17 protein-coding genes are annotated in these 20,523 nt (G+C 44.7%); 10 read left to right on the plus strand and 7 right to left on the minus strand.

Annotation, left to right across the window (positions count from 1 at the left end):
• Nucleotides 1-22 precede the first annotated feature (22 nt).
• From narH to U1F02_RS00825, 4 genes are all read left to right on the plus strand, one after another.
• Nucleotides 23-1,558 carry a nitrate reductase subunit beta gene (gene narH / locus U1F02_RS00810; RefSeq protein WP_409988447.1) on the plus strand — a complete coding sequence of 512 codons (1,536 nt, stop codon included), beginning with the start codon at nucleotides 23-25 and terminating at the stop codon, nucleotides 1,556-1,558.
• A 3-nt stretch (nucleotides 1,559-1,561) separates the two neighbouring features.
• Nucleotides 1,562-2,302, plus strand: a complete 741-nt coding sequence (gene narJ / locus U1F02_RS00815) for a nitrate reductase molybdenum cofactor assembly chaperone (RefSeq protein WP_409988448.1) — start codon at nucleotides 1,562-1,564, stop codon at nucleotides 2,300-2,302.
• Complete coding sequence (gene narI, locus U1F02_RS00820) at nucleotides 2,299-2,988, plus strand: respiratory nitrate reductase subunit gamma (RefSeq protein ID WP_409988449.1); 690 nt, start codon at nucleotides 2,299-2,301, stop codon at nucleotides 2,986-2,988. The genes narJ and narI overlap by 4 nt, the downstream gene beginning before the upstream one ends.
• Before the next feature lie 116 nt (nucleotides 2,989-3,104).
• Nucleotides 3,105-3,872, plus strand: a complete 768-nt coding sequence (locus U1F02_RS00825) for a peptidylprolyl isomerase (RefSeq protein WP_409988450.1) — start codon at nucleotides 3,105-3,107, stop codon at nucleotides 3,870-3,872.
• Between the two features lie 45 nt (nucleotides 3,873-3,917).
• Here U1F02_RS00825 and mobA read toward each other — a convergent pair whose 3' ends face one another.
• Entirely contained in the window at nucleotides 3,918-4,526 is a 609-nt protein-coding gene (gene mobA / locus U1F02_RS00830; RefSeq protein WP_409988451.1) for a molybdenum cofactor guanylyltransferase MobA, read from the minus strand.
• Nucleotides 4,527-4,721: 195 nt separating this feature from the next.
• Between mobA and ytfE the strand changes: the two genes are divergently transcribed.
• The 3 genes from ytfE to U1F02_RS00845 all read left to right on the plus strand — a co-directional run bounded on the left by ytfE (nucleotide 4,722) and on the right by U1F02_RS00845 (nucleotide 6,939).
• Nucleotides 4,722-5,468 (plus strand): iron-sulfur cluster repair protein YtfE, encoded by a 747-nt coding sequence (gene ytfE, locus U1F02_RS00835; RefSeq protein WP_409988452.1) that lies wholly within the window; start codon nucleotides 4,722-4,724, stop codon nucleotides 5,466-5,468.
• A 149-nt stretch (nucleotides 5,469-5,617) separates the two neighbouring features.
• Nucleotides 5,618-6,199: a hypothetical protein gene (locus U1F02_RS00840; RefSeq protein ID WP_409988453.1), complete on the plus strand. Its 582-nt coding sequence runs from the start codon at nucleotides 5,618-5,620 to the stop codon at nucleotides 6,197-6,199.
• Nucleotides 6,199-6,939 (plus strand): MBL fold metallo-hydrolase, encoded by a 741-nt coding sequence (locus tag U1F02_RS00845; RefSeq protein WP_409988454.1) that lies wholly within the window; start codon nucleotides 6,199-6,201, stop codon nucleotides 6,937-6,939. Before U1F02_RS00840 ends, U1F02_RS00845 begins: the two co-directional genes overlap by 1 nt.
• A gap of 8 nt (nucleotides 6,940-6,947) precedes the next feature.
• On the opposite strand, the gene U1F02_RS00850 is transcribed toward U1F02_RS00845, so the two are convergent.
• Nucleotides 6,948-8,120, minus strand: a complete 1,173-nt coding sequence (locus tag U1F02_RS00850) for an NnrS family protein (RefSeq protein ID WP_409988455.1) — start codon at nucleotides 8,118-8,120, stop codon at nucleotides 6,948-6,950.
• 18 nt (nucleotides 8,121-8,138) lie between these two features.
• Entirely contained in the window at nucleotides 8,139-8,555 is a 417-nt protein-coding gene (locus U1F02_RS00855; protein WP_409988456.1) for a hypothetical protein, read from the minus strand.
• A 193-nt stretch (nucleotides 8,556-8,748) separates the two neighbouring features.
• Between U1F02_RS00855 and U1F02_RS00860 the strand changes: the two genes are divergently transcribed.
• The 3 genes from U1F02_RS00860 (at nucleotide 8,749) to U1F02_RS00870 (ending at nucleotide 13,193) form a co-directional block, all read left to right on the plus strand.
• Complete coding sequence (locus U1F02_RS00860) at nucleotides 8,749-9,918, plus strand: HPP family protein (RefSeq protein ID WP_409988457.1); 1,170 nt, start codon at nucleotides 8,749-8,751, stop codon at nucleotides 9,916-9,918.
• Nucleotides 9,919-10,130: 212 nt separating this feature from the next.
• Nucleotides 10,131-11,633: a tryptophan halogenase family protein gene (locus U1F02_RS00865; RefSeq protein WP_409988458.1), complete on the plus strand. Its 1,503-nt coding sequence runs from the start codon at nucleotides 10,131-10,133 to the stop codon at nucleotides 11,631-11,633.
• Nucleotides 11,634-11,657: 24 nt separating this feature from the next.
• The gene (locus U1F02_RS00870) at nucleotides 11,658-13,193 is read left to right on the plus strand and encodes an FG-GAP repeat domain-containing protein (protein WP_409988459.1); all 1,536 of its coding nucleotides are present in this window, start codon (nucleotides 11,658-11,660) and stop codon (nucleotides 13,191-13,193) included.
• A gap of 92 nt (nucleotides 13,194-13,285) precedes the next feature.
• Here the strand turns inward: U1F02_RS00870 and U1F02_RS00875 are convergent, their stop codons facing one another.
• The 4 genes from U1F02_RS00875 to U1F02_RS00890 form a co-directional block, all read right to left on the minus strand.
• Nucleotides 13,286-13,921, minus strand: a complete 636-nt coding sequence (locus U1F02_RS00875; RefSeq protein ID WP_409988460.1) for a hypothetical protein — start codon at nucleotides 13,919-13,921, stop codon at nucleotides 13,286-13,288.
• Nucleotides 13,922-14,004: 83 nt separating this feature from the next.
• Entirely contained in the window at nucleotides 14,005-16,983 is a 2,979-nt protein-coding gene (locus U1F02_RS00880; RefSeq protein WP_409988461.1) for a Tn3 family transposase, read from the minus strand.
• Nucleotides 16,984-17,038: 55 nt separating this feature from the next.
• Nucleotides 17,039-18,292: a site-specific integrase gene (locus tag U1F02_RS00885; RefSeq protein ID WP_409988462.1), complete on the minus strand. Its 1,254-nt coding sequence runs from the start codon at nucleotides 18,290-18,292 to the stop codon at nucleotides 17,039-17,041.
• A gap of 1,137 nt (nucleotides 18,293-19,429) precedes the next feature.
• A complete protein-coding gene (locus tag U1F02_RS00890; protein ID WP_409988463.1) occupies nucleotides 19,430-20,521 on the minus strand; it encodes a cytochrome-c peroxidase in 1,092 nt (363 codons plus the stop codon).
• Between the last annotated feature and the right edge of the window lie 2 nt (nucleotides 20,522-20,523).

Here is a 20,523-nt window from a genome sequence, read left to right on the forward strand (position 1 = left end):
CGATCTCGATTGGAGAGATAAAATGAAAGTACGTGCACAAATAGGCATGGTATTAAATTTAGATAAGTGCATTGGTTGTCACACTTGCTCTATCACTTGTAAAAATGTGTGGACTTCGCGCGAAGGTGTTGAATATGCGTGGTTCAATAATGTTGAAACCAAACCCGGCGTTGGTTTTCCTAAAGAGTGGGAAAACCAGGCGAAATGGAAAGGCGGATGGCAGCGCGATAAAAACGGTAAGTTAACCCCAAAAATTGGTGGCAAGTTGCGCGTGCTCGCCAATATTTTTGCGAACCCGGATTTACCCGAAATTGACGATTACTACGAGCCGTTTGATTTTGATTACGAGCATTTACACAGCGCCGGCAATGTGCAGCACCAGCCCACGGCTCGCCCACGTTCGCTGATTAGCGGCCAGCGTATGGAAAAAATTAATTGGGGGCCAAACTGGGAAGAAATTCTCGGCACCGAGTTTGAAAAACGCAAAAAAGATAAAAACTTTGACGACGTAGTGCAAAAAGAAATCTACGGTCAGTTTGAAAAAACCTTCATGATGTATTTGCCACGTTTGTGTGAGCATTGTTTAAATCCTGCGTGCGTTGCGTCTTGTCCTTCTGGTGCCATTTACAAGCGCGATGAAGACGGCATTGTATTGATCGACCAAGATAAATGTCGCGGTTGGCGCATGTGCGTATCGGGCTGCCCCTACAAAAAAATCTATTACAACTGGAAAAGCGGAAAATCAGAAAAATGTACTTTCTGTTATCCACGTATTGAAGCCGGGCAACCCACCGTGTGCTCTGAAACCTGTGTGGGCAGAATTCGTTATTTGGGTGTATTGCTTTACGATGCAGACCGCATTGCCGAAGCCGCCAGCACACCAAATGAGGCCGATCTATACAAAGCACAGTGCGATATTTTCCTCAATCCAAATGACCCCGCAGTGATTGCTGCCGCCCAAGCCGAAGGTATCCCACAGGCTTGGTTAGATGCTGCGCGCAATTCACCTGTTTATAAAATGGCAATGGATTGGAAAGTGGCGCTGCCGCTTCACCCCGAATACAGAACCTTGCCGATGGTTTGGTATATCCCACCTTTGTCGCCTATTCAAAATGCTGTTACCGCTGGCCACGTTGGCAAAAACGGTGAAATTCCCGATTTGAGATCGCTGCGTATTCCGTTGCGTTACCTCGCCAACCTATTAACAGCTGGCGACGAAAAACCCGTAGAAAATGCGCTGGAGCGAATGATTGCCATGCGCGCCTATATGCGTAGCAAACACGTGGATGGAGAACAGGATTTAGCGGTATTGCAACAAGCGGGATTGAGTGTGGCCCAAGTAGAAGAAATGTATAGATACATGGCTATTGCCAACTACGAAGATCGTTTTGTGGTACCCACAAGTCACCGCGCCTATGCCGAAAATGCTTACGACATGAAGAGCAGTTGCGGCTTTAGTTTTGGTAACGGATGTGGTGACGGAAATAATTCTGTTAACGTGTTTGGCGCCAAAGCGAAGGGTGTCCGTCAAGTTATACCCGTGACCTTGCAGGAGTAAGCCATGAAATTATTACAAGTTATTTCACTGTTAATGGATTATCCAACAGAGAGTATTGCGGCATCGCGCGTTGAGCTACTTGATGTGGTTGCACAGTCGTCACTCACGGGCGAATTAAAAAAATCCCTGAGCGATTTTATCAACGACCGTTGTGCTAGGCCCTTATTGGATTGGCAATCGGAATACGATGGTTTGTTTGAGCGTGGCCGCGCGGTATCGCTGTTATTGTTTGAACATATTCACGGCGAATCTCGTGATCGCGGGCAGGCGATGGTGAATTTGCAAAAGCAATATCAAGCGGCGGGTTTGGATATAGCGGCGCTGGAACTGCCTGATTACATTCCGCTCTATCTGGAGTTTTTATCCACCCAAGGTGATACCAACGCGCAAATAGGTTTGGAAGAAATTGCACACATTTTAGCGGTGCTCGCCTGCCGGTTAGATGAGCGTGCTACCAACTACGCTGTGCTGTTTCATGGCTTGCTGTTCTTATCGCAAGTGCAAGTTGATTTGACCGATATTCAACAGCAAATAAAAAGCGAAGAGCGCGATGATACGCCGGAAGCCTTAGATAAAGTGTGGGAGGAGGAAGCGGTTAGTTTTACGGCAGAATCTGATGCAGATGCCTGCGGTATTGCGATTAAGCGTCCTACTCAATCACAAAGCAAAGATCATCAGGAATTTATTAATGTTGAGTCACTACTAAATTTCCATGCCGGTGCGCGCACTCAGGAGTCAGTATGAATTATTTGAATATGGTGGCATTCGGAATTTTTCCGTACATTGCAGTAATTGTATTTTTTGTTGCAACGTGGGTTCGCTACGACCGCGAGCAATACACGTGGAAGGCGAGTTCAAGTCAATTGCTTGAAAGTAAAATGTTGCAGCGCGGCAGTAAGCCATTTCACATTGGCATTATTATGGTGTTGATGGGGCACTTTGTGGGTTTGTTAACACCGGTTGAGGCGTGGCACTTTTTAGGTATTCACGCCGAGTTTAAACAATTAATTGCCATGGGTATGGGTGGGTTTTTTGGCCTGATTTGTTTGTACGGCATGGTGATTTTAATTGTGCGGCGCTTAGCCAATGCGCGGGTAAGAGCATCTAGCAGCACTATGGATATAGTGGTGCTGCTTATGTTGTGTGTGCAATTACTGCTTGGCTTGTCCTCTATTTTTGTGTCTGCGCACCATTTGGATGGCTCTGAAATGCTGATGTTAATGAGCTGGGCGCAGAACTTTGTAACCTTCGATGCTGTGGCGGCCGCGCAATCCATTGCACCTGTGCATTGGATTTATAAGCTACATGTATTTTTTGGAATGACCTTGTTTATTGCCTTTCCATTTAGTCGCTTGGTGCATATTGCCAGTGTTCCGGTTAAATACTTTGGCAGAAATTATCAGGTCGTTAGAAAAAAAGCGTGGAAGTAATTTTTTGCCAGGCTCGGCCAGTGTTGCTTTAGCGGTAAGCGTACCTGAATTTATCGCTAAAGCCTTTCTCTCCACAGGTTCTGCCCACTACTTACTAACTCTTGCGGTTTATTTATATGATTCAAGTAAACGAAGCCACTATTTCAGAGCAAGTTATCTTGTCAGAAATGCAGTATCACCCCGCGGGCTCGCAGCGTGAAGCTATGATTAAGGCTGCGGAGTCGCTGATTATTTCCGAACTTTTGCGTCAGCGCGCGCAAGCCCTCGGATTGGTGGTGTCGGGTGATGATGAAAATACATCGGATGATGATTTTTTAGAAATGTTACTCGCCCATGAGGTTGTCGTGCCCAGTGCCACACGCGATGAATGCGAACATTATTTTTCACAAAATCAAAAGCGGTTTACCAGCTCACCGATTCTTGAAGTGCAGCATATTTTATTTGCCGCCGAACCCGAAGACGATGAGGCGCGTGTTCTCGCCAAGCTGGATGCAGAAAAGGCGATTATTGATGTGCTGTCTGGTGCAGATTTTGCCGAGCTTGCGCGCACCCTCTCTGCCTGTCCTTCCAAAACGGTGGGTGGCGACTTAGGGCAAATTAGTCGCGGCCAAACCGTGCCCGAATTTGAACGGCAATTGTTGTTGGGGACTGTTGGCCTAATGGCTAAGCCCATTGAAACCCGCTACGGTTTTCATGTGGTAAAAATTAACCGCATTACACCGGGACACCAATTAACCTTTGATATTGTGCACGTCAATATCGCCAGCTATTTAAATGAAAAAGTTAAACGTAAAGCCGTTGCCCAATATATTCAGAATTTAATCGCTGCTGCTGACATTGAGGGGTATGACTTTAATGTAAATAGCCAGCCATTGATTCAGTGATATCATCCATTGATCATGCGCATCGCTATGGATGGCACGTGCGGTTTATTTTTTCGACTTAACCATGGATTCAGCTTCAGAGAGATCACTTGGAGTGTTAATGTTAAAGAACGGGTTTTGCTCAGCGTTCCCAAACTCTACATAACTAGTGTTCTGCGAAGCCATCCATGTTTGCATTTTAGGATTTCCACCGTTCAGCAAATGTTCCTCCAACCGATAAAGTAAAGAAATATTCCATAGCGCGAATAAGGGCTGTATTTCACTATTGTGAGTTGCTACTACTAAGTCACAACTATTGATTTCCGCTTGCTCCAATAATCGCCCAACTAAATCCTCTGGAAAAAAGGGTGTATCCGCTGCAAAGCTGGCCAGCCACTCTGACTCTGGTTGATTTTGGGTCATCCAGTTTAAGCCGGCGTGTATGCCTGCGAGTGGGCCTCGCCATCCCTCAAAGATATCCTTAACAACAGGTATGCCAATAGAGCTAATACCTTCTCTTTCACTATTGCAATTAAATAATAAGCTAGTCACTTGAGTTACAGCACGATCTACGGTCCGCTCAATAATAGTTTTTTCGCCAAGCGGTAACAAAAATTTATCGCCACCTCCCATTCTGCGAGATCGCCCTCCTGCCACGATTACACCGATGCACATTATGAAATCCTCAGATCATTTATATCTAGTGTGTGTTTAATTGCTTCAAATATCTCTACCCATTAGGTAATAGCCTGCTGCCTACAAAATGCAACAGGCGTATTCCATTTGTCAGCTATGAATTTCTCGAATTCTAGTTATGCTTTAGGAAGACGATTAGTGTTTGTAACAACTATGTTTTGGTAGGAGAGTAGTGTGAGTTATCTTGATAAACGGTTGGGTTTTCTTGCAAAAACAATACCTGGTGCCACTGGAGTTTTTCATAAGTATCAGCTGGATTTCTGTTGCGGCGGAAATAAAACCTTGGGTGAAGCCGCTGCAAATAGCGGTATTGATCCGCAAACTATTAGTGACGAGTTGAACGCATTGTTGACATTTGATAGTGGTCAGAAGTGCTGGAACGATGTTCCGAATTTGGAACTAATTGAACATATCCTCACTCGCTACCACGACGTTCATCGCCAACAACTACCTGAGCTTATCCGGCTAGCAAATCGCGTGGAGACGGTACATTCTGATCACCCTGAATGCCCCTTAGGCTTGGCAAATTATTTAGAAAAAATGCAGTCAGAGCTAGAACATCATATGTGCAAAGAGGAAAATATATTGTTTCCAATGCTTTCTCAGGGGGCTGAGCATATGGCAACTGGACCAGTTTCTGTGATGCGTCGTGAGCATGATGATCATGGAGAGCATCTCGCTATGCTGGAACGCCTAACATATGGAATCCAACCTCCTAAAGGTGCCTGTAACACCTGGCGAGCGCTTTACTTGGGTCTACGAACTTTTAAGGAGGATCTCATGGATCATATCCACCTGGAAAATAATATCCTGTTTGATCGCGTGGATGGACATGTCGCTAGGAGACAGGGTATGGGTATAGTTGATTCTTTATCCGAAGCAGCAGTTACCCGTGAGGATTGCTGTGGGCATTGTTCATAAATGCAATTTTCAGATCGCAAGCTTGGCATCTCAATTCCCTTGATTCGCAGGGGATGAAAAATTTTAGGCTAATCAATAATTTGACAAAAACTCCTCACAATTGGCATTTGTTTGCTATAACCTATGTTTAGTCTCCAGGTTTTTTAGTGATGAAGTGTTCAAATGACCTCGTATTAATTGCTCGAATAAATGAAGATATTAAATCCGTTGTTCTACTCGCTCGTAATATTAATTTACTGGCGCTTAATGCAATTTTATTGGCTCGTAAAGCGGGCAATGTTGCTTCAGGTTTTGGTGTCATTTCAGATGAGTTGAGGATATTTAGTAAAACGCTCACTATGAACATGGAGGCACTTATGTATTTATCCTACGAATCCATACAAACGATCAGCTTACATCAGCGTCACCTTCGAATGAACGCACTAATGACGCGCGCCACTGAACAATTAAATGACAGCTCGTATATAGACTTTCTTCTTGCCGCGAAAAAGCAAGCCCTGTCTTTGAGTACCAACACATTACAAGTATACGAACGACTTCAGATTTTATTGCAAGATGCTGATGATACCAGTCGATTTGGAAGTGTGATTTCGCGGTCATTAAAAATTGAAGCTACTTATGGAGGAGATTTTTCCCAAATGCTCTCGCAAATAGCAGCAGATTTCAGCTTATTTATTGATGCTATCCCAGAGGTTATAGATCGACTAAAAAACACATTGCGTAGGAAATAATGAAAAAGGCACAGACAATCTTTCAGCAAGGAAATCATATTTGGCGGGTTGTCGCGCGCGATCCTGAACGTCCAAATTATTTGATTGATACTAACGAATATTTGATAAGCTATAACGGAAAATCCCTATTAACCGACCCTGGCGGTATGGAAATATTTCCTTCGGTTTTTGCTGCGATCTGTGCTGCCACCAATCCTGAGGATATTGTCGCGCTGTTTGCGTCTCACCAAGACCCCGACATTATTTCGTCCTTGTCGCTTTGGTTGGAATTTAATCCCGAGCTTCCCTGTTACATTCCGTGGTTGTGGACGGGGTTTATTCCGCATTTTGGCGGAAATAAAGATACCTTTATTCCAATTCCCGATCCAGGCATGAGCATTCAATTAAACGGTTTGGAGCTAAAAACAATCCCCGCGCATTATTTGCATTCTTCCGGCAATTCAAACCTCTATGATCCTGTTGCGAGAATTTTATTTTCCGGCGATATAGGTGCTGCGCTTTTGCCTGCCGATGAAACCAATATTTTCGTTTACGATTTTGATAAAACCATAAAATCGGCTGAGGGCTTTCATCGCCGCTGGATGGGCTCTAATTACGCCAAACAGAATTGGTGTGAGCGCGTGAGTAAGTTGGATATTGATATGCTGTGCCCGCAACACGGTGCAATTTTTCAAGGCGCGGATGTGGAGCGCTTTATTAATTGGTTTGCAGAGCTAGAGGTGGGTGTATTGCAGCGATAGTAGCCACCTCATAAACGTGGTGTGGTTAAAATAAAGCTATAGCGATAAATAAAAACGCCGAACGCACAAATCCACAAAAGTGTGGCCAGTGCTAATCCCCACTGAAAATTTATCACGCCCAAGGCCACCAGTACGCGCACCATTGCTGCAAGCATAATCGCCAGATAAATGGCCACTCCCAAGCGCGGCAATTTTAAGGGGCGGCCGGTGTGGCCGAGTGACACGCGCGTCATCATGCCCAAAATTAATCCGCTCATGGCGCCCACTCCCAGCGAATGTTGCCAAACGCTGATCGCTATAGGCGCTCCCAGCAAATGTAATCCTTTAAATAGAAGCGCCAACACAATCCAACCGTAACCTATATGCAAAATCCAAAGCAGCGGTTCGTGACGCGTGGACCATCCGCGCCACTGCGCAAGTCGCACCCCATGCATACCAGCAACAAACAGTGTGAACAGACCCACTGCCAATGAATATTGCGTAAAAAAATTAAGCGGAATTAATAATGCGGTGCCAAAAATACTGAGTTGGTTTACTAAGGTAGAATTTTTTATAGAGTCAACGTTAATGCCTTGGCTGCGCAGCGCATTGGTTGTAAATAGCGGAATAATTCTCCCGCCGATAATCACCATAATTAAGGTGATTAACCCAAGCGCAGTAGTTTCGCCCGCCCACATCCACTGATTATTTTGTGTGTAAGCACCCGCATGCATCGCGAGATTGCAGGTAGTGAGCAACGCGAGTGCCACTGCAAGGATTAAATTGCGTTTATTGCCGTAGTGCAATAACACACGCGCCACGTAAATCGCTACAACCGCTAAAAAAGCTACGTCCACCACGGCAACTAATTCTGGAGGTAGAGCGTCACCCATCCACATAGCAAACCGCCCTGCGGACCATAATGCGACCAGGCTCAAGAGTTTAAATCCAGTAAGCGGTTTTGCGCCCGTCCAGTTGCACATGGCGGTAAGTAAAAAGCCACAAATCGCCGCCGCTACAAAACCAAATATCATTTCGTGGCTGTGCCAATAAAGGGGCGACCACGCAATGGGCAGATGAAACCATCCCTGCAAAATTCCAAACCACGTCGTCACTATTACTATGGCATAAACAGCGCAGCATAAAAATAAAATGCGAAATGGATAGGCTAGGGTGGCGCTTGTATTGATGGCTTTCAGCATAAAAAGTTAATCGCAGGTTTAACTTAACTCCAGCGAGAGTAGCTCACCCTCACGGTTAAATGCCAGATATTGGCTAACCATTCCCTGGTTAATAGAGTTAATCATTGAATCGAGTGGTTTATTCGCATCTTCACTGCTGGGCATTCTATTGCCATAGCCAGATAAACAGGCGACAAATACTACAGTCCAAGCTTGGCCAGTCTTTACCGATTCTTCTACCAAATCGTTAAAGGTAGAAAGTTCATCCAGTGGTTTATCAACGCACATAATCGGTTTTAATAATCCGCCGTTGCCTGCGTCAAAATCTGCTTTCTGCATTTCGTTTGCGTCTGGTTCAATTTCTGCTTGCGTGAATACAAAAAGCAAGCGCTGCGGGTTTGGTTGGGCGCGCGCAAGCTGGAGCAAATCGTCGTAACTCGTAAGCTGTTGGCTCATGATCTAATCCCACTGATTGAAAGCACTCATCATAAATGCTCCGGGGTTGGTGCACACAGAAAATACCCAATAAGGGATAGGTGCTTATCCCTTGAGGGCTAGGCTTTTTTTAAAAAGGGTTGGGTATTATGGAACGCTCGTTGTTCACTGACGGTAAACGCATAAAGATGAGTTGCTACTTATGCAGAATATCATGATAAAAATTCGTGCTTACCTAGCGGAATTAATAAATGATTTTGGTCCCGGCAATCTTGAAATAAATTCTATTGAACGTTACAGGGCTGCTCTTGGAGCGTTCGTAGGTATATTAGTTACCGGTGTTGTGAGTTACTTTTTTGATGGTGGGAAGGATTCATTCTATTTGATTGCGCCCATGGGGGCTTCCGCAGTGCTCTTGTTTGCGTTGCCGGCGAGCCCTTTGGCACAACCTTGGTCCGTATTTGTGGGTAACACCATTGCGGCCTTGGTCGGCGTAGCTTGTTCCTTGTGGATAGCTAATCCATTTGTTGCAGCAGCTGTTGCAGTATCACTCGCCATTTTTTTCATGTTTATGACGCGCTCATTGCATCCTCCCAGTGGAGCTATTGCTTTGTATGTCGTGTTAGCGGGGGCAGAAATTCATAAACTGGGCTTCTATTATCTGTTATTTCCGGTGGGGCTTAACTCACTAATATTGGTGATAGTTGCAATCATCTATAATCATTCAACGCGCCATCCTTATCCGCATCGTCAAAAAAAGCACCGCAACAAACATCACACACGCGATTTGGTTCCCACCAGTAGATCCGGATTTAATTCTCTGGATTTGGACGAGGTGCTAAGTCAGTACAATGAAACACTGGATATTAGTAGGGAAGATCTTGAGTTCCTAATTAAGCAAACCGAAATGCAATCTAATCGGCGTCGTTTTGCCAAAATAACTTGTGGCGACATAATGTCTAGCGATCTCGTGAGCGTTGAGTTTGGTACATCTTTGGAGCAAGCATGGATGACATTGCGCACACACAAAATAAAAGTGTTGCCGGTTGTAAATTCTGCGCAGCATCTCATCGGTGTGGTGACTCTAGTAGATTTTATGAAGCACGCCAATCTCGATGTGTACGCAGGATTTGAAGAAAAACTGCGCAAACTTATTCGTCTAACAGACGGAGATTATTCCAACAAACCCGAAGTGGTTGGCCAAATTATGACAACTCAAGTGTTAACCGCTAACGTAGACACCCATGTGTTCGATCTTGTACCCCTGCTGTCAGATGCGGGTTTGCATCACATTCCTATCCTAGATAACCAGAAGAAAGTTGTCGGTATGGTTACGCAATCGGATCTCATTGCGGCGCTGTATTCTGTAAAGCTGGCTGAATAATTAACTAGAATTTTCAACTTGGTCGATGTGGATCAAATACGCCGCAGAGGCTTTGCTGGAATATAGCCCCGCAACAAATTGTAGGGATTTATAGGTCTTGCACTACCAACAGCGGCGTACCCCTGAATATTATTATCTTTCAATGTTCGAAGCGGCTTACCATCCCGTGCGATTTATTCCAGCAAACCAAACGATAATTTTCGGAGAGCAAGATGGATAATAATGAAATAAAAAATAGTAATGAAGTGAAAAAGGTTGTGATTGCCGGTGGCGGCACAGCAGGTTGGATTACCGCGGTGGCCCTGGCGAAAAAGCTGGGTCATATTCTCGACATCACGTTGATTGAATCAAATGCCATTGGCACCATTGGTGTAGGCGAAGCAACTATTCCAACATCGAGAACTTTTCATCAGCTCATTGGTATAGATGAACAAGAATTAATGCGCGCTACTAATGCCACCTTTAAGCTCGGCATTCATTTTGAAAACTGGCTGCAAGAGGGAGTGAATTACATTCACTCGTTTGGCGCGACCGGAAAAGAAAGTTGGATTGCCGAGTTCCAGCATTTTTGGTTGCGAGCTAAAGAGCAGGGCATGGGCGGAAACTTCGGTGAATATTGCCTTGAGCATCAAGCTTCAAGCCAGAAAAAATTCGCTTGTGCGCCGGGTATGGATATTAATTATGCCTATCATTTGGACGCGCTGCTCTACGCAAAATTTTTGAAAAATATCGCTATCGAGCATGGCGTAAAATATTTTGAAGGAAAAATTTGCACTGTAAATAAAAATCACAACAACGGCTACATAGATTCGCTGGTACTTGAGTCGGGTCAAACAATTCAAGGCGATTTGTTTATTGATTGCACAGGTTTTGAAGCTCTGTTAATTGAAAAAACCTTACAAACCGGCTTTGAAGACTGGTCGCATCTGTTACCCTGTGATGCAGCGGTTGCGGTGCAAACTGAAACCACCAGTACCGACATATTGCCACTGACTCGTTCAATTGCAATGGGCTCTGGTTGGCGTTGGTGTATTCCGCTACAAAACAGAATGGGCAATGGTTACGTCTATTCGCGTCGCCACATTTCCGATGACCAAGCTATTGCTGATTTACTTAAGGCGGTGGATGGCAAGCCGCTCAATGAGCCGCGAGTTATTAAGCATCGTCCTGGTGTGCGTCGCAAAGTGTGGAATAAAAACTGTGTTGCAATTGGTTTATCTGGTGGATTTTTAGAACCTTTGGAATCAACCGGTATTCACTTGTTTATGATGGGTGTTGTAAGGCTTATTCAATTTTTTCCTTTCAGTGGTATCAATCAGTCGCTACAAGACCAGTACAATGGTTTGGCCGTGGCAGAACTCACCGGCATTCGCGATTTTATTATGTTGCATTATCATCTTACCAAGCGCGATGATACGCAATTCTGGCGCGATTGCCGAATTAAAGAACTGCCCAATACTCTGGCGCATCGTATTAATCTTTTCAAAAATAATGCGCACGCTTATCAAGCCGCCGGTGAGCTGTTTAGAGTGGATTCATGGGTGCAAGTTATGTTGGGGCAAGGTATTGTTCCTGAACATTATCACCACAGCGTAAAACTCATGAGTGATGCCAACCTCGCAGGATTCTTAGAAAGCATTAAAGCTCCAATTCAGGAAAAAGTAAAAAGCATGCCCACTCATGCCGATTTTATTCAACACTATTGTCGCTCGTAAATTATTTAAATAGGAGATGGCAGTTTGCACTCAGTCTACAAAAATAAACAATGTTTAGTGCTACTGGGTTTATTGGTTGCGTCGGTATCGGCAGCCAATCAGCCCAAGGACGTGCAAACGGTTGTAGCTTTGACAAATAAACACTGCGGTATGTGCCACAGTGTGCCATCACCTAGCTTGCTTCCTAAAAACGATTGGCCAAGTGTTATAAAAATAATGGTTGGCTTTGCCCGAGAGAAAATGGGCAAAGATTTTATTTCAGATGATGATGCTACCGATATAGCTGCGCTTTACTACGGCAGCAGTCCCGCCGAGCTTCCGCGGCTACCGTACAATGATGATGCCAGTGAAAAGCTTAAATTCAGCGCGCGCGAATTTGGCGAGAAATCCAATATTCCGCTCATTGTAAATATCAAGTCGGTAAATTTAAATAATAAGCGCGAGCAACAATTGTTGGTGTGCGATGCGGAAAACAAAAAATTAAGCTTGCTCAGTGGTTCCGATAAAAAATGGGTTGAAACAAAACTTGCTGATATAGAAGTGCCTATTTTTACCGATGTTGTTGATTACGACGGCGATGGTGATCTGGACATCATAGTAACTGATTTGGGCGATTTTCCGCCGTCTAAAAAATTGGTTGGTCGAGTCTTTTTGCTTAAACAAACAAAAGCCGGTGTGTTTGAAAAAGAAACGCTAGTCGAGGGCATTCCTCGCGCCACCCAAGCTAGAGCGCTGGATGTGGATGGGGACGGCGATCTTGATTTGGTAGTTGCCGCGTTTGGTGGCAATAACGTTGGCGAAATATTTTGGTTGGAAAATGCGGGTGGCGGTAAGCAGCTTAAGCACAGCATGCTGGAATTAAGTGGAGCACTTAATGTCACGCCTACCGATTTAAATGCCGATGGAAAAATGGATTTTGTCAGTTTGGTTTCGCAAGAACACGAAATGCTCGTTGCGTTTCTGGCGAAGGGTAAGGGTGAGTTTGAAACGCGTGTTCTTGCACGAGCGCCGCATCCAATGTACGGATCAACCGGCATGACGCTGGTGGATATGGATAAGGATGGCGATGAAGATATTTTATTCACCAATGGCGATGCCTTCGATACGCAATTTGACCCCAAGCCATACCACGGTGTGCAGTGGTTGGAAAACAAAGGTAATCTCAGTTTTGAATACCATGAGATTGGCCGATCCTACGGGATCGCGAATGCAGCGGCCTACGACATAGATGGGGACGGCGATAGGGATGTAATTGCTGCCAGCTTTATCAATTACTGGGAAGATGAAAAACGAAAAAGTTTGGTGTGGTTTGAGAACGACGGTCACCAACACTTCACCCAGCACAATTTTGTGAGCACACCGCCTGGGGTTGTCTCCTTTGAAATTAAAGACTTCACCGGAGATGGCAGGCCTGACATTCTCGCAGCAACATTCAGGATGGATTTGCTTGAGTTGTTAATGTCGCATGATGCAAAGAAAATTGAATCTATTCAAAAGGGCGCACCAAGCAACACAAGATTTATCTTGCTAAAAAACGAAATGCCAAAGCAAAATAATTGAAATGGGGTGGGTAGTTACAAGCAAGGGTGGGTTAAGCAGAGGAACTGCTAACCCACCCTACAAAGATAAATAAAGACAACTAATCGTTAGCGTTACTTCTTCTCGCGAACAATCGCTTCCGCTGCATTGCCGGCGACAACCCAGTTTGCTGATCCAGCGACCACCGCTTCATGCTCAAACCATAGAAAGCCGAAGTCATCGAGGCTCTCTGGGAAATCGGGCTTGATGATAATGTATCCTGGAACGACAGCGCCGGGAATGTAGGCGTTATCACCACGATTGTTGCTGTAAGTTTTCATTTTCGACACTGTGCCTACTCCTGCAACATAGGATGTGCTGGATACCGGATGCGTACCGAGAATGTAATTAACGGCACGCAGTGTGTGTTCAGGACCCACCAAATCGGGAAACGCTTTGTGCAGGAAGTACATTCTGATAGCCATCTGCACTACAGCATCTGATCCACCCCAAGTGCCTAAGCTAGGTGGTACACCGAAAGGTGTTTCAGCTAATTTGATCTCCGAATCCTTCATGTATTTCTTAACTGCTTCGTGCAATTGTTCTTTTGCATTCGCATCCAAATAAGGCAACGCGCGCACAGCAGTCCAACCACGAAGCTCCATTTGCTCCGGTGTGATCACCAAAGGAAACAGCTCTCTCAAGCGAGACTTATATGGCTCCGCACCTTTGGTGGCAATGGTTAATTCCAAGGCTGCATTCCAATCCATCGCGGTGTTCATCGCCGCCCAAAAGGAGGGTTGGCCGTTAACTGAACGAAATCCGCCAGAACGCTTATAACCTCATGATTTTGCTAAAAAAATGACACATTGTAGTCCAGTGGCTGCACTTCCCTCTCTAGGTTCACAATATAGTCGCCGAAACGGTTAATGTTGGACGTTCGGAACGGAGAAAGACCGGCAAGCAGTTCAGGCGTAATGTCCATTCCTTCGTGTTGAAAGTTTTTTATCAAATCAGTCATTTTTACAACGTTGTGCAGCATCAGCATGCTAGACACCAAATGGTTGTACTTAATGATCTTTCGTTGTTCGTGCTGTAGATTTTCGGCAATGATGCCCTCTCCTCCAAAGAATACCCATTTGACAAACCCATTGTATTCTTCACTTTTATTCGTGGCTGCTGTAATACTTCTACGCAGTTCTACATCGTTGATATACCGCAGCAAAAAGATGGTCCTTACCGCTTTACCTAGTTCACGAAAGGCATAATAAAGCTTGTTATTTCTGCTGGCTGTTCCAAGACGTTTCAAAATAGTTGATGCGGTGATGGTTCCGAGTTTGATTGAAATGGCGACTCGCAGCATGTCAGGAAGAAATTTTTCGATCATTTGCCAATCAATGGACTCACTAAATAGAGAATTAATATGTTTATAGGTTTGCTTTTTATCTGGCTTGGCAAACGAGAGATTATTGATCCCCCTGATGCGAGGCATCAACTGAATTCCCAGTAAATAGGTCAACGCAAATAATGGGTAATTTTGAGCATGCGTGTCACCATGAACGACATCGGGTTGAATGTCTGATTCATTTTTGACAAGCAGATCAATAATGTAATTACCCTCATAAACCCCGCAAGGTATAAAGTGACTGAACAACGCAATATATTTATCCGAAACCAAATAGTAACCGATCCCCCCGTAAGCACCGTATCGAATATGGTACTCGGACGTTAAGTTTTGCTCATACAAATTCCTTAGGGTACCGTCAACCGATGCGTGCTTTCCTGTCCCCCAATAACACGGCAATTTGAATTTATTGTAGGCATTCGTGACTTTGAAAATCGCTTTGTCAATACGATCTTCCGTAGCATTTTTTAGATTGAGCCAGGCAACCTGCTTACGTGTAAGTCCCTTTACTGACTTTGCGGTCTGACTTGGACCAAGATTGCACCCGTAACAGAATAACGTGGTGATAAAGCGCATTTCAGGATCATCGAGCCTGCCCTTACTCTCGGACAATGGACCAAAGTGTTTATGTAGCTGTAGCCATTTCTCCGTGTCCGTAAGAACATCAACGATGCTGTTCTCAGGCAACGATGCCGTAATCTTTTCATCCAGTTCTTTTAGCGCTTTAGACATAGGAGACTTTTCAGGTTTTCGTAATACCAGTTTGCCTTTTATGATTTCAGCGCTGCTATTTTCAGGAAATGCATTGTCGACGGTCTGCGCAATGCATGTTAATAAGCCCTTTAAATGTTGACAAAACTCTTTTGAATCGGTCGAAATGCCAGCCACTTCACCGTATAGAGGCAACTCCAGAGCGTAAGTCTCATCATCGACAAGCTGCTCTCTATAATCGTTAAATTCTTCGCTGTATTGAACGTAGAGGTCCAGATTGCCTAGCTCATTTTTGATACGCTGCAAGGAGGCCAGTTCGTAATATTTTCGGTGAAGGTATATTTTTTTATCGTCCGCCTTAATGATCACTAACTTCCGCCATTTTTCTGAAAGCCAGGTAAAATCCTTTTCAGGGTTAAGCTGAATCATCGCTGGATCAATGACTTCCAAGCGACACTTTCGCAGCGTTTGTAAACTCATCAACAAGCGCTCAGTCAGCTTGTCCGATGTAGTTGAACGTGGTGAAAGAATATCCAGACAGTTAAACAGTAACGAGCGCACAGAGTGGTAAGGTTTCAACATGAAGGGTAGAAAATTATTACCGGCATAAGCGAGGTGTTCTTCGCACTCCGCTATCGTTGCGTCAATATCGCAAGGAAGCACTTTTTCGAGGGCTTGTTGTCGGCTTGTAAGTTCGTCATGAGCCTGATAGGTCGTGAGGATCGATTTCAAATGAACGATCAATTCATCGGTTCTTTTTACATGAAGTAGTTGATATTGCTTTAATGCTTCTTGCGCGTTGTTTTCAATATTTCGGAACAAACGGGTAAATAGTGTCCCCGTGTCATCCAAGGTTTTGCTGAATTGTGATCGTATGAAAATAATCGCCAAGGCATAGCGACGTGTGGCGGTCAATTTTGCCATCTGTGCCGCATCCTGCGAGCGGGCCACCTGCCGAAAATAACGTAACTTCGCTACCGGTAAATTCACTGGTGGTAATTGTTCGACCAAATCGATTAACCGTTGAACATGTTGGAGATATTGCCTGACTTGTTTATTGGTTGGTTTTGCCGGTTCGCGTTTGAGTGCCTGCCACGTACTTTGTGAGGAGCCTTTTGGCACCACGAACAAACTATCAAGTAATTTTCGGCCTTCAGCGGTAAGCGGTGATATTATTTTTTGATAGTAATCATTGTTAACTCTATCCCGTGCACTCCTCGCTATACGTTGAATGGTGGTAAGTCCAGGTAATTCATACCTTTCCTTAATCAAATTTTCCAGCATGATATTGACGATGTCGTTCTCGGCATTTTTTGTGGCCGCTGCTTCTGCGGCCACTGTTTCCAGCCAATCGCGTGCACTTTCGTCAACGACACGAACCCTTAAAACACCCCGGATTTTTTCGAAATGACGTTGCTGCGTACCTGACTTTTCATAGTCGGCAAGTTGCTTTTTATTAATAGTGCGGCGGATATTCGCGGTCTGCGCCATGTACTGATATGCCGCTGGCGGAATATCCGCTAATTTAAGAAACCGTCCAAGACGTTGGAACAATTTCAAGTGCAGTAAAAAGCCCAAACGAGCGGCAGGTACTTTTCCTGATACGCCGTTGGCCAATGCGAGTTCTTCGGATGTGGGTGTGAAGATGTCTTCAATGTCGGTGTTGGTGAGATTATCTTTTAGCTGTGGGTATGCGGTTTCAAACAACGGATCCATAAAGCGTTTTCCTTCTCCGTATTATTATCAGCCTTCATCTGAATTACGAAAACTATTATTCCCAGCAACGACCCGTAACTGGATCGGTAAATTGTGCAATCAGAAAGCACTGTCTACTCGTGGCAACCTCATGCATTTCATCCAGTAGACTGTCGATGATTTCGGTGAGTTGGTCGTCGGAGTTGTATTGAATGTTTAATCGATAACGGTCTTTATTGCCACGAACCGGTTTAGCGTCAAACGCTTTAAGGCAGCAGGTCTCAATGGCTTCCCGAGCTTGCGCCACGCCTTGTTTTTTGAGGTGATAACTTTCCAGTGTGAAGGAAAGTTCGATATAGGGTTGCGACTTTTCAAGTACGGCAACAGGTGCTGCTAATGTTTGTTGCAGCCGTTGCTCAATCCGTAATTGGCCAAAGGGATCAGGAACATCAATGTAGCGCATGGCCGACCCAATATCCTTCCAACCTACGTACTCCATTAAATCCTTCAGACTCCAGCCACTGGCTGATGCCCAAGTGGCAAACCCACGTCGTAGGGAGTGACTGCCAAATTCTTCCGCATCCTGTAGTCCTGCCCGTTCAAATAGGGTGCGTAATAATTTGACGTAACTCAATGGCTTTATTGCGGTGACGCTGAGCTGCCCCCAGCGGTTAATGGAGCGAAATGCCGGGCCATCAACAAGTCCTGAAACACCCAACCAGTCCTCATACGCCTTGGTTGGGCAAAGTCGGCTTAGCAACGGGGCACGAAAGTTCACCCCTTCTTCGTTGGTTTTGGTGCTGGGCAAATACAGACTCATACCTTCTTGCGAAATCTGGATATGTTCAATGGCAAGTCGACTGAGTTCATCACTTCGAAATCCTCGCCAAAATCCGATGAGAACAATAGCGCGATCTCGTTTAGCTTTAAGTTCTGCGGCGTGATCATTGGCCGATTTTGCTTCTTCGATTTGATGTGCCAGCCAGCCATCAACTTCCTCTAGCGCTTGGATCGCCAGGGGTTTTACTTGTTTAGGTTTAGAAGGGTGCAACCTGCGAATGCCGCGTATGACCTTACGCACACTGGGGCTTTTTGTGGGGTCAGGGAAGCCTTGGCCGTGATGCCATTGTGCAAGCGCCGCTAGCCGTTGTCGCAATGTATTTACCGAGAGTTCTTTGGCATAGTCAGTCACGTAACGCACAATGCTGTCAGCCGTAGCAGGCAAATAGCCGCCCCAGGATACTTCAAAATGCTCAACGGCAGACTGGTAGCTACGTCGTGTGCTTGGCCGTGTAGCGGCATTGAGATAATCGTCAACTGTGTTTTTCATGGGGGTTTCGTTGCTTCTGCCACCGCTTTGGTCGACACGCTAATGTGTCGAAGAATATAACCTAATAAGCTTTTTGTGGTAATAGTCTCGATACCAATCAAAGTAAAGGTGTGCACGGTGAAGAGTCCCGAAGAAAGCTGCTGTTATCAGAACAGTGCTTTAACAGCACCATCAACTGAGGAATGCTGAAGAAAGCACAGTTCCAAAACGGATTGTGCGAAGATGCGTACAGAGTTTGAAATAGAGGGTGCGCGTATTGTGCGCTTAACTGATCCAGGAATTCGTGTAAATCCGCAGGTAGCTTGTGAGTCGTGCTCGTTAGTTTACTTCCTAGAAGGTTAGCCAACAGTTCGTGGACGAAATGACTATCGTCAATGCTGTAAAAATCAAATATGGAAATGGTCGCTCGCTCGATTTGTCAGTTCTTCAGGTAAAGGCGTGTACCATCCCGAAAGTTAATCTCGCCCTTGGTTCGCAATAAGAGTTCATGCAATCCCGACTGGGCCAATCCATGCAGAAGCGACTTCGATACATCTTGAGTAGCTTTAATGATATTTCCACTGGGGGCTTCCGGCGTCAGCGTTTTTTTCTTAACTTCAAGAAATAGAATGGTAGTTTCTGTCTCGATGATAAGGTGGCACTCCCAAGGACAGCATGTAAAGAGTATAGTTTGGGGGGCATACAAAGATTTTATTGCCGCTACGGCACCGGGCAACGCCTGTAATCTTTTTTGATAGAGACCAAACAGGGAGAGGAATCATTGGCGCAGGGAAGTACCCAGTACTTTTTCGTGACCCCAGAATAATCGTGGAGACCACCTTCCATAGATATCGTAAATCCTTTTATTAGCTAATTGGAGTTATAAAAGGCCTAGGATTTTTATTATCCAATAAATTATCGAAACATGTTAATTGTTTAGGAAGACACTCGGACTTAACCTCGAAATTCTCCACGATATATTTCCTAGCGTTTATACCCAAAGTATTTCTTGCATACTACAGAGCTTTTGTTGAAACCGATGGTAGCTATGTATCTACTGCTTATCAATCGCAAAGTGATCGCCTCGTTTTTCGGTTAGAATTCTTTAGGTAAGAGCCCGTTATACCACGTCCGGAGTACCTTTTACCGACATAAGTTTTAGTCGGTTTCAAAGCTTGATAATGATTTTAAGAATTCTAGCAAGTCTAAGCGTTCATTTGATGTAAGGATCACTGGTTCACTGACCCCATTCTTTCGGTTATAAAGCTCGAGCTCAATTGCTTCTTCCAATGACTCAATACTGCCATCGTGCATATAGGGTGCCGTTTCAGCCACATTTCGCAGTGACGGAGTTTTAAATTTCCCAATATCTTTCGGATCTAAAGTTACAGCGAACCTCCCCAGAGAAGATATTTCCTCTCTTGTTGATATCAAAAAATTAATGTGGTTTCTATCCGTCGTATTTACGATTTCTTGGGTTAATGATTGAAGATTTTCGGTGATATTTTTTGAAAGCCCGAGGGGAGATGTATGAAATTTTTGGTCGGTGAACAGGGCGAATGACTCACCAATAGAGTGGCAAGAGCTACATTTTGCCTGCTCTTTGAAAATTATTAGCCCACGCTTTGCCGACTCTGATATAGCTTGCCGCTCATTGCCGTACATAAATTTATCAAAGGGCGAATTTCCATAAATCAACGTGCGCTGATAACTCGCAAGTGCTTTTCCGATGCTCTCAATGTTTGGTGCTAGTTTCAGATCACGAAATTGTTCCCTGTATCTTGATATACTCCCCAACACTGACTCAACTTCTCGCTTGCTAGTCATGCCATGTTCAATCTCGTTCGTAATAGGTAGTACAGCTTGAGATTCAAGATCGTTGACCCGTCCATCCCAAAATAATGTTGTCGAGTAGGCAACATTTATTAGCGATGGTGCATTGCGAGTAAGTTTTACCTTGCCATTTCCAACGGATGTGGTTAATCCATCCGTGAACTTAATATTTGGCGAATGGCAGGTTGCGCAACTAACGCTTTTTTGTGCACTAAGTCGTTTGTCAAAAAACAACTGCCTACCAAGCTCGATAAGTTTTTTGTTACTCACCGAGTCATTCGGTTGTAAAACTGGAAGACCAAGCTGAGTGGGGGAACTATCGGGCATCTTGTCATGAACCGAGTTTACGGCTACACACTGCTGTGTTAATGAGGTGCAAATAACAACGGCTGCCCAGCAGGCGTAGTAAAGCATCATTG

Source organism: Cellvibrio sp. (assembly GCF_046347455.1).
Taxonomy (GTDB): domain Bacteria; phylum Pseudomonadota; class Gammaproteobacteria; order Pseudomonadales; family Cellvibrionaceae; genus Cellvibrio.